General features: G+C 66.8%; 9 protein-coding genes. 5 read left to right on the forward strand and 4 right to left on the reverse strand.

Annotated features, from left to right (window positions below; genetic code table 11):
• Position 1: 1 nt before the first annotated feature.
• Positions 2-1354, reverse strand: coding sequence for a serine hydrolase domain-containing protein (locus ACQPW1_RS02790; RefSeq protein WP_433661219.1), 1353 nt, complete (start codon positions 1352-1354; stop codon positions 2-4).
• A gap of 66 nt (positions 1355-1420) precedes the next feature.
• Positions 1421-2773: a serine hydrolase domain-containing protein gene (locus ACQPW1_RS02795; protein WP_433661220.1), complete on the reverse strand. Its 1353-nt coding sequence runs from the start codon at positions 2771-2773 to the stop codon at positions 1421-1423.
• 358 nt (positions 2774-3131) lie between these two features.
• On the opposite strand from ACQPW1_RS02795, the gene ACQPW1_RS02800 reads away from it, so the two are divergent.
• The 3 genes from ACQPW1_RS02800 (at position 3132) to bla (ending at position 6172) form a co-directional block, all read left to right on the forward strand.
• Entirely contained in the window at positions 3132-3575 is a 444-nt protein-coding gene (locus ACQPW1_RS02800; protein WP_433661221.1) for a Fur family transcriptional regulator, read from the forward strand.
• A 55-nt stretch (positions 3576-3630) separates the two neighbouring features.
• Complete coding sequence (locus ACQPW1_RS02805; RefSeq protein WP_433661222.1) at positions 3631-5118, forward strand: catalase; 1488 nt, start codon at positions 3631-3633, stop codon at positions 5116-5118.
• Positions 5119-5248: 130 nt separating this feature from the next.
• The gene (gene bla / locus ACQPW1_RS02810; RefSeq protein ID WP_433661223.1) at positions 5249-6172 is read left to right on the forward strand and encodes a class A beta-lactamase; all 924 of its coding nucleotides are present in this window, start codon (positions 5249-5251) and stop codon (positions 6170-6172) included.
• A gap of 53 nt (positions 6173-6225) precedes the next feature.
• Here bla and ACQPW1_RS02815 read toward each other — a convergent pair whose 3' ends face one another.
• Complete coding sequence (locus tag ACQPW1_RS02815; protein WP_433661224.1) at positions 6226-6666, reverse strand: hypothetical protein; 441 nt, start codon at positions 6664-6666, stop codon at positions 6226-6228.
• 691 nt (positions 6667-7357) lie between these two features.
• Between ACQPW1_RS02815 and ACQPW1_RS02820 the strand changes: the two genes are divergently transcribed.
• Both ACQPW1_RS02820 and ACQPW1_RS02825 read left to right on the forward strand, forming a co-directional pair.
• Positions 7358-8584: a cytochrome P450 gene (locus ACQPW1_RS02820; RefSeq protein ID WP_433661225.1), complete on the forward strand. Its 1227-nt coding sequence runs from the start codon at positions 7358-7360 to the stop codon at positions 8582-8584.
• A complete protein-coding gene (locus tag ACQPW1_RS02825) occupies positions 8581-9171 on the forward strand; it encodes a TetR/AcrR family transcriptional regulator (protein WP_433661226.1) in 591 nt (196 codons plus the stop codon). Before ACQPW1_RS02820 ends, ACQPW1_RS02825 begins: the two co-directional genes overlap by 4 nt.
• Before the next feature lie 49 nt (positions 9172-9220).
• On the opposite strand, the gene ACQPW1_RS02830 is transcribed toward ACQPW1_RS02825, so the two are convergent.
• Entirely contained in the window at positions 9221-10462 is a 1242-nt protein-coding gene (locus ACQPW1_RS02830; RefSeq protein WP_433661227.1) for an FAD-dependent monooxygenase, read from the reverse strand.
• Positions 10463-10471 lie beyond the last annotated feature (9 nt).

Raw genomic sequence — 10471 nt, forward strand, 5'->3', positions numbered from 1 at the left:
TTCAGCGGATGCCGGGAGCGCCGGGGCCGAGGCAGGCCATGATCGCGCACCCCGGTGCGTTATCCGCGAAGGGCGGCGCCAGCGGGAAATTCAAGCAGGACAGGACATTGCAGCCCGGGTAGGCGAACGGCCCGGCGCCGAATACCGCGAGCACGAAGTTCAGGTCGACGAACTGGCTCGGATTGAGCCGCACCGGCGGTTCGACATACGGCCCCGGGTCGGGGATGGGCGGCTCATCGAACGCCGCGAACAACCTGCGGAAGAACTCGTACGGCAGTTCCGCGGTGTTCTGGATGGTGCCGGTCAGCCCGGACTGGCTGACATTGCCGTAGAACCCGGTCCACACCACCATCAGGTCCAGGCTCGGCATGACGAAGACGTTCTGCATGCCGAGCCCGGCCATCATGTACACGTCGGACGGCAGGATGCTCGCGGCTTCCGCGCAACCGGGTCCGAGCCAGAACAGATAGCCGTAGCACTTGTTGGCCGGTGACGGCTGACGCGCCTGCCGCAGATACTCGGTCGAGACGAGTTGCTGTGTGCCCCAACGTCCGTCGTTGCTGACGAGCAGGCCGAGTTTGGCGAAATCGTTCGGCGGGATCAACAGATGCGCGTAGCCGTAGGTGTGCCCGGCTCGATCACGCGCCCAGTAGTAGTCGCCACGTTCGATACCGAGCGGACCGAAGAGTTCCCGTTGCGCGAATTGCTGCAGCGGTTCGCCGATGGCCAATTCGAGGACGTAGGAGAGTAGATCGACATTGCGCTGGCTGTAGCTGAATACCGCGCCGGGCGGATTGTCCAGCGGCACACCGAGCGCCTGCACCGCGCTGTTCGGGTCGATCGGCACGACACCGGTGGCACCCTCGGTCAACACGCCGACCTTCATCCCCGACGACTCGGTGAGCAGGTTCTGCACGGTGATCGAGCGATGCTCGGCGTCACCGAGTTCCGGCGGCAGATATCGATCGATCGGTGCGGCGAGATCGAGCTTGCCCTGGTCCCAGGCGATCCCGGCGAGCAGCGAGACAACGCTCTTGGTGGCGCTCCAGATATTCCACGCCACATTGCCGGTCTGCGCGTTCGTCGGTCCCTCGCCGATCAGGCAGTTGTGCCGAAATACCTGAACATTGATGCGGTTTCGGCTCGCGGCGAAGGCCAACGCGTCCGCGAGCCGCGCGCTGTCGAGGCCGACCTGCTCCGGCTGTGCGCGCGCCAATTCGCGGCCGGATTGCACCGCGCAACTCACCGGATCGTTCACGGGCTCGGCGGACGCCTGCCCGCCGCCGGTGCAGACATTCCCAGCGACCAGCGATAACACAGCGAACCCAACGAGGAACCCACCGAATCGCCCCATGCGCACGAGGCTATCGCGCGCGCTGGGCGGTGACGGGCGAATGGCGAGTTACGGTGTGCCCGAGCTTCACCGGATCCCCGGCGCGTCCGGGCCGAGGCACGCGAGAATCGCGCAACCCGGTGCGGTGTCCCAAAACGGCGGCTCCAGCGGGTAGTCCAGGCAGGAGAAGACATTGCAGCCCGGATAGGCGCCCGGGCCGATGCCGAACACCGCGAGCAGAATGTCGGGGTCGACATACGTTCTGGGATCCAAGCGCACCGGGGGCTCGACGAACGGGCCCGGGTCGGGCATGGGCCGGTCGTGGAACGCCGCGAACAGTTTACGGAAGAACTCGTACGGCAATTCCGCCTGGTTCTGCAAAGTGCCGGTCAGGCCCTTGCTGCTGCGATTGCCGAAGAAACCGGTCCAGACCACCGTGAGGTCGAGGCTCGGAATGCCGAAAACGTTCTGCATCCCGAGTCCGTCCATCATGAACACGTCGGGCGGCACGTTATAGAGCGGCGCCGCGCATTCAGGCCCGAGCCAGAAAAGGTATCCGTAGCATTCGTTGGCCGATGACGGTTTGAGCGCCAGCCGCAGATATCGTGACGAGACGAGTTGCTGTGTGCCCCAACGCCCGTCATTGCTGACGAGCAGGCCGAGTTTGGCGAAATCGTTCGGCGGGATCATCAGATGGGCGTAGCCGTAGGTGTGCCCGGAGCGATCGCGGGCCCAGTAGTAGTCGCCCCTTTCGATCCCCAGCGGATCGAACAGCTCGCGCTGCGCGAATTGCTGCAACGGCTCGCCGACAGCCAATTCCAGTACGTAGCTGAGTAGATCGACGTTGCGCTGGCTGTAGCTGAATTCCGTGCCGGGTGGGTTGTCCAGCGGCATACCCAACGCTTGCACCGCGCTGTTCGGATCGATCGGAACCACCCCGGTGATGCCCTCGGTGAGCGCGCCGACCGCAAGGCCCGATGACTCGGTGAGCAGATTCTCCACAGTGATCGAGCGATGCTCGGCGTCACCGAGTTCCGGCGGCAGATACCGATCGATCGGTGCGGAGATCTCGAGCTTCCCCTGATCCCACGCGATGCCCGCGAGCATCGAGACGACGCTCTTGGTGGAGCTCCAGATGTTCCACGCCACGTTCCCGGTCTGCGCGTTCGTCGGTCCCTCGCCGATCAGGCAGTTGTGCCGAAACACCTGCACGTTCAACCGATTTCGGGTGGCGGCGAAAGTCAGCGCGTCCGCGAGCCGTTCCGAATCCAGGCCGACCTGCTCCGGCTGCGCCCGCGCGAACTCGCGCCCGGACTGCGGGGTGCACCGCACCTCACCGGACACGCGGCTGGGCGCCGCCTGCGCGCTCGCGGCGAATACATTGCCCGCGACCAGCGATAACACAGCGAACCCAACGAGGAACCCACCGAATCGCCCCATGCGCACGAGGCTATCGCGCAAGCTCGCCGGGACCGGGCCACCGAGGCGGCGAGCCGGGCGGAAAACACAAACGCCGCCAGGTCGCAAAACCTGGCGGCGCTGAGTCGCCGGACGCGCGGCCTCGCGCATTCGCTCTCGCAAGCGCTCCAACAGGCCAGCGTCACGACTCTGCGTCGACGTCCCACAAGCGCCTCTCGGCGGGTGGTCGCTCGTAGCGACAAAGGGGTGAGGCCCGGGGCTGTCCGGACGCCGACAGTGGTGATCAACGACCGCCCACCCAGATGTATTCCACGTCCTGGCCGAACACTCCCGCAATCCTTTTCTTGACTAATTCCAGAAAAGGGGGAGTATCGGATTCATGCACACCAACCACACCGATCCCCGAGCGCAGTTGCGCGCGGCCGGTCTACGGGTCACCGCCCCGCGGATCGCGGTGTTGGACGCGGTCGCGGCCGCACCGCATTCGGATGCGGATCGGGTCGCGGCCACCGTTCGGGCAGCCCTGGGTTCGGTGTCCACGCAGGCCGTCTATGACGTATTGCGGGCCTGTGTGAACGCCGGACTCCTGCGGCGCATCGAGCCGGCCGGTTCGGCCGCGCTGTACGAGACCCGAGCCGGGGACAACCATCACCACCTGGTGTGCCGCAGCTGCGACACGGTCGTCGATGTCGACTGTGTCGTGGGTAGCGCCCCCTGCCTGCAACCCGCCGACGACCACGGATTCGCGGTCGACGAGGCGGAGGTCGTTTTCTGGGGTCTGTGCCCGACCTGTCGCACGAAGAGCGGCATCAATCCTGATTGAGCCCCGGGGGTACAGCCCACCCCCGGGCATTCACACCGACGAGGAGGCTTCGAGAATGACCAAGCCGACAACCACCAACACCGGAACGCCGGTGGAGAGCGACAACGAGTCGCTCACCGCGGGCACCCAGGGCCCGATCCTGCTGCACGACCACTACCTGATCGAGAAGCTGGCCCAGTTCAACCGCGAGCGGGTGCCGGAGCGGATCGTGCACGCCAAGGGCGCGGGCGCCTACGGCGAGTTGGTGGTGACCAACGATGTCAGCCGCTACACCAAGGCCAAGCTGTTCCAGCCGGGTGCGCGGACCGAGTCGCTGGTCCGGTTCTCCACCGTCGCCGGTGAGCAGGGCAGCCCCGACACCTGGCGTGACCCACGGGGTTTCGCGGTGAAGTTCTACACCGAGGACGGCAACTACGACCTCGTCGGCAACAACACCCCGGTCTTCTTCATCAAGGACCCGATCAAGTTCCCCGACTTCATCCGGTCGCAGAAGCGCCTGCCCGGCAACGGACTTCGCGACCACAACATGCAGTGGGACTTCTGGACCCTGCGCCCGGAAACGGCGCACCAGGTGACCTGGCTGATGGGTGATCGCGGCATCCCGAAGACCTACCGGCACATGAATGGCTACGGCTCGCACACCTACCAGTGGATCAACGCGGCGGGCGAGCGCTTCTGGGTGAAGTACCACTTCAAGACCGACCAGGGCATCGACTACCTCACCCAGGCCGACGCGGACCGGATCGCGGGCGAGAACGCCGACTACCACCGCAAGGACCTGTGGGACGCGATCGAGCGCGGCGAGTTCCCGAGCTGGACGCTGCACGTGCAGGTGATGCCGGTCGCCGACGCCGAGGGCTATCGGTTCAACCCGTTCGATCTGACCAAGGTGTGGTCGCACAAGGATTACCCGCTGATCGAGGTCGGCAAGTGGACGCTGAACCGCAACCCGGGCAACTACTTCGTCGACATCGAGCAGGCCGCCTTCGAGCCGTCGAATGTCGTTCCCGGCATCGGTTTTTCGCCGGACAAGATGCTGCTCGGCCGGGTGTTCTCCTACGCGGACGCGCACCGCTACCGGATCGGGACCAACTATGCGCAGTTGCCGCCGAACCTGCCGCGGGCCGCAGAGGTGAACTCCTACTCCAAGGAGGGTGCGATGCGGTACTTCTACAACGACGCGAGCGTGCCGGTGTACGCGCCGAACTCCTTCGGTGGCCCGCATGCCGATCCCACGCAGGCGCCCGACGGTGGTCTGTGGGAGTTCGACCCGACGATGGTGCGCGCGGGTTATGTGCAGCACGCCGAGGACGGCGACTTCACCCAGGCGGGCACCATGGTGCGTGAGGTCTTGAACGATGAGCAGCGCGACCGTCTGGTGAACAACATCGTCGGGCACGTGCTCGGCGGGGTGCAGGAGCCGGTGCTGGGCCGGGTGTTCGAGTACTGGACGAACGTGGATCCCGATCTCGGCAAGCGCGTCGAGGAGGGGGTCCGGGCGGGCCTCGACGGCGGTCCGACGCCGCCGCCCGCGCAGGGCTGAACGACGCCGTAATTCGATACCGAGGCAGGTGCGTACCCGGGTGGTGCGCACCTGCCTCGGTGATAGCCGCAGGTCATGCGGACCGAGGTTCCTGTTTGCCCGGCACTGGCTTGCCTGCAACAGTGATGGGATGTTTCGGCTGACGCGTGATTCCCGGGTGGCCTTGGCCACCGCCGTTCTCGTCCTACCGTTGCTCGCCGCCTGCGGCACCGATTCCTCCGCAGCCCATACCGACTCGCCGAGCGCCAGCGCGCAGGCCGACAACTCCGCCGCCGCCGACCTGGCCGCGCTGGAGAAGCAGTACGACGCACAGCTCGGCCTGTTCGCGGTCGACACCGGCACCGGCAAGACCGTCGCCGCACGCGGGGACGAACGCTTCCCGTTCCTGTCCACCTTCAAGGGACTCGCCGCCGCTGCCTTGTTGAAGGCGCACCCGCTCGCCACCGGCTACTTCGACCGCGTAATCCACTACACCGAGGCCGATCTCGTCAACTACTCGCCGGTGACCAGCACCAAGGTGGCCGAGGGTATGACCATCGCCCAGCTGGCCGAGGCCGGGATCACCCAGAGTGACAACACCGCGGGCAACCTGATGCTGCGCGAACTCGGTGGCCCGCAAGGGTTTACCGACTTCCTGCGCACTCTCGGCGATCAGGTGAGCCACCTCGATCGCTGGGAAACCGAGCTGAATACCGCGATCCCCGGCGATGAGCGTGACACCACCACCCCGGCCGCGCTCGCCGCCGACTATCGCGCGGTCGTGCTCGGCGACGTCCTCGGTGCGCCGGAGCGGGACAAGCTGATCACCTGGCTGAAGGCGAACACCACCGGCGGCAAGCGAGTTCGCGCGGGCGTGCCTGCGGGCTGGACCACCGGCGACAAGACCGGCACCGGTGACTACGGCTGCGCCAACGACGCGGCGATCACCTGGCCGGACGGTGCCCGCGCGCCACTCGTCATCGCCATCCAGACCCGCAAGTCCGTCAAGGAGGCCGAGGGGAGCAACGACCTGGTCGCCGACGCCACCAAGGTCGCGGTCAAGGCCCTGCGCTGACATCGGTTCCGCTGTCCGTCAGTCCTTTTGGCGGACAGCGGAACCCGGTCTTGTCAGGCGATTGCGCGCCGTGCGCGTAGTCCGGCGGTGCCGATCAGCAGATCGGCGATGATCTCGAAAACCGCCGCGAACCAAGAGAATCCGTTGACCTTGGCCGAGGCGGGCGGATTGATGAAGCTGTCGCTGAGCGGGCCGAACCAGTCCGGGAAAAGGTGCACCAGGGTGAATCCGGCCGCACTGACGAAGCCGACGGCGATGGCCGCGGCCGCGGCCCAGCGGTGGCCGGTGAACACCAGCACGATGGTCACCACCGCGAGGACGGATTGCACTGTGCCGAGCGCCATTACGGTGCTGGAAATGGTGTCCATGCCGCGCCGCAGATGATCGGCGCCGTGGATGAGCAGCGCTACCGCGAACAAGCCGGTAGCCCAGCGTAATTGGGAGTAGGCGGGCCCGGTGCCGAGATCCGGGCGGGCCGCTGTCGGGTAAGCCATGGTGACCCCCATCGGACGAGACGCGGATATGACTACGCGCAACTCTACGACAGAGTGTAGTAGACCTGGCCGATTTCGACCAGGTTTCTGCCAGCGGTTACAGCAGGCCCCACCAATAGAGCAGGCAGGCCAGTACCCAGACCACCACGGTTTCCATTGTTGCTCCCAATCTCCTTGGCGCTCTTGTCTCCATCATCCGCTATCCGGGCCCCGTTGCTACAACTCGGCGCATTCGCCGCCCACATGGCGGTATCAACGGCGGTGTTCCGCCTGCAAGGTGTTCTTAAGTCCGTGCTAAGCCCGCGCGTGCATTGTTTGTGTCAACACCGAACACACCGGGCGGAAGTTCCGGAGTGGCGGTGGGCGAGCCACCACCGGGGGTGGGGAACGAGGCGCGACCTGTCTTCGAGGGGTTGACAGGTCGGGCTTCGGGGAGAGTGCTTGCCGGGCCGGTCCACGAGGGGTGTCCGGCCTGGCAGGCCACTCGGGAAACCGGACACGCTTTCGCTGGCTCTTCCGGGAGCTGACCGGCAACGAGCACCGTGTTGCCACTGCTGAAGGTAACCGCGGGTGCGCGGCAACGGTCCCGACTCGGAAGGGTGGCCGGACCGGTTTCGGAGGGTAATCGGCCCGGCGCCACGGATTAGAACTCGTTCTAGACACTTTCGCCTATTTGTCTTACCGTCACGACATGTTGATCGATGCGTATCGGCCTGCTCCCGTCTTCGAGCTCCGCTCCGGCGCCACCTGGACGTCGCCGTGGGAGATGTATGCCGCGCTGCGCGAACAGGATCCGGTGCACCACGTGGTGCCGCCGACGCGTTCCGACCACGACTACTGGGTGCTCACCCGGCACGAGGACGTGTACGCGGCGGCCCGCGACAGCGAGACCTACTCCTCGCGCGACGGGCTGACCGTGGAATACGGCGAGCTGGAGCAGATCGGGCTCACCGACAATCCGCCGCTGGTGATGCAGGATCCGCCGGAGCACACCGACTTTCGCAAACTCGTCGCTCGCGGGTTCACGCCACGCCAGGTCAGCGAGGTGGAGCCGGTGGTGCGCCGATTCGTCCGCGACCGCCTGGACCGGATCGCCGAGGACGGCGGCGGCGACATCGTCAAGCAGGTGTTCAAGCCGCTGCCCAGCATGGTGGTGGCCTACTACCTCGGGGTGCCCGACGAGGATCGGGCGCGGTTCGACGGCTGGACCGACGCGGTGGTCGCGGGCAGCATCGACCGCGCGCAAACCCAGGCCCTGCCCGCCTCGATGGAGATGATGGGTTACTTCGCCGAACTCATCAAACGCCGCCGCACCGACCCGGGGGAGGACACGGTGTCGCTGCTCGTGCAGGCGGGCATGGCGGCCGACGACGCGGATGTGCGTGGCCTGGTGCAGATCCTGGCCTACACCTGGACGATGGTCGCCGGGGGCAATGACACCACGACGGGTCTACTCGGCGGCGCGGTGCAACTGCTGCAACAACATCCGGAGCAGCGGGCCGCGCTGGCCGCGGACCAGGACCGAATCCGCACGGCGGTAGAGGAATTCGCCAGGCTGACCGCGCCGGTGCAAGGTCTGGCGCGGACTGTCACACGTGATGTCGAGTTGCGCGGCGAGACAATCTCCAAGGGCCGCAAGGTATTGCTGGTGTTCGGCTCCGCCAATCGCGACGAACGGGCCTTCGGTGCCGACGCGGCGGCCCTCGATATCGACCGGAATCCGCAGCGAATCCTCACTTTCGGGCACGGAGCACATCACTGCCTGGGTGCGGCGGCGGCCCGGATGCAGGCCCGGGTCGCGCTGGAGGAACTGCTCGATCGCTTCCCGAACTTCACGGTGGATATCGACGCGGTCGAGTACGCGCCGGGTCCCTACGTCCGGCGGCCGACCACCGTCCCGTTCCGGTGCGCGGCATGACCGGAGGCTGGCTGGCGGACGATCGCGCGGAACTGGCGAGTGAACGCATCCTCGACGCGGTCCGCGCGCTGTTCATCGACAAGGGGGTCAGCGGCGTCGGCATGGCCGAAGTCGCCGAGGCCGCAGGCTGTTCCAGGGCGACGCTCTACCGCTACTTCGACAATCGGCAGGCCCTGTACGTCGCGTTCGCCGGTCGCGAGGCGCGTCAGGTGGTCGAGCGGGTGTGGCGTGATCCGGCCGTCAGTGCGGCCGCCGATCCCGGTGAGCAACTGCTCGACGGTCTAACCGCTCTGATCGCGGAGGTCCGGAAGACCCCGCACCTCGCCGTGTGGTTCGCGCCTGCCAACGCGGGAATCGTTGCGCAGCTGTCGAATTCATCGGAGGTGGTGGATACCCTCGCGACCGACTTCGTCAGCGGCTTCCGGCCGGACCTGCCCGCGCCCGCCGCTCGTCGGCTCGGCCAATGGTTCGTCCGCGTGATGGTTTCCCTGCTGACCCTGCCCGGTGCGGGCGAAGACGAAGAGCGAGCGATGCTGCGCACCTTCGCCCTGCCGTTCCTGCTCGACCAGCGAACCGTCATCGAATAGCCAACGACCGGAACCGTGTTGAACGGTTCCGGTCGTTGCGGGTTCGGGGCTACCGGCCGACGGTCTGCGCGGAGTAGTCGGGCAGGTCGTAGGACTCGGTCTTGGTGAGCATCTTCATCATCAGCGGCTTCATCACCCTCGAGGTCATCAGCTTGCTGACGGTCTGGCCCGCGCGAATGCCGAAGCTGGTCTTGGGCGTCATGGCCTTCAGCCCACCCGGCGGGAGCTCCTGGGCCTTTGCGATGAACGGGCGCAGCACCTCCTCGTAGCGGGCCAGCGCCTGCTCGGGATCGCCTGCGTGCGTGGCGATTTCACCGGCGAGCACGTACGCGCCGATCAGCGCCATCGCGGTGCCGTTGCCGGTGAGCGGCGAACCGCAGTACCCGGCGTCGCCGAGCAACACGACCCGGCCCTTCGACCAGGTCGGCATGTCGATCCGGGCCAGCTCGTCGAAGTAGAAGTCGGTCGCCTCGGCCATAGCGCCGGTGATCCGGTCCGACTCCCAGCCGCCGCCGGCCAGCCGCTGCCGGATCAGGTCCTGCTGGGCTGGCACATCGCGGCGCAGTGCGGGATCGGCGTCGGTGCGGATGGTGACCAGGGCCTTGCAGGTCACCGGGTCGGCGTCCGGGCGAAGCCCGATGTTGGTGGCGCCGACCAGCGAGTGCATGGTGAACCAGTTGTTCTCCACGCTCTCCGGGGAGGGCAGGGTGAAGAAGGACATGTAGCCGCCGAGGTAGGTGGAGAACTCCTCCTCCGGGCCGAACACCATCCGGCGGGTGCCGGAATGCAGTCCGTCGGCTCCGATCACGATGTCGAAGCGCTGCTGCGCGCCGGAGGCGAAGGTGACGTCGACGCCCGCCTCGTCCTGCGCGAGCTCGGTGATCCACTCGCCGTAGCGGTAGTCCACGCCGCCCGCCTCGGCCAGCGCGTCGAGCAGCACCTGGTTGAAATCGCCTCGGGTGAGCTCGATTTCGGCGACGCCACCCTTGCCCTCGAACAGCTCGGTCGGCATCCGCACGAGATCGCGGCCCGCCGCGTCCACGAACTTCATGCCGCGCTCGTCCAGCTGGTATTTGCGGATGCCCCGCATCAGGCCCATCCGCTCGGCCACCTCGGTGCTCGGCCCGCGCAGGTCGACGGCCTGCCCGCCCGGCCGCGGCGCGTCGGCCCGCTCCACCACGGTGGCCCGGATTCCTGCCCGAAGCAGTTGCAGCGCAACCGCATTGCCGCCGATGCCGCCGCCGGCGATCAGGATACGGAGCTCGGTAGCGGCGGAGTGGTTGGTGCTCATGGTCTGTCC

This window comes from Nocardia sp. CA-128927 (assembly GCF_050955855.1).
GTDB lineage: Bacteria > Actinomycetota > Actinomycetes > Mycobacteriales > Mycobacteriaceae > Nocardia.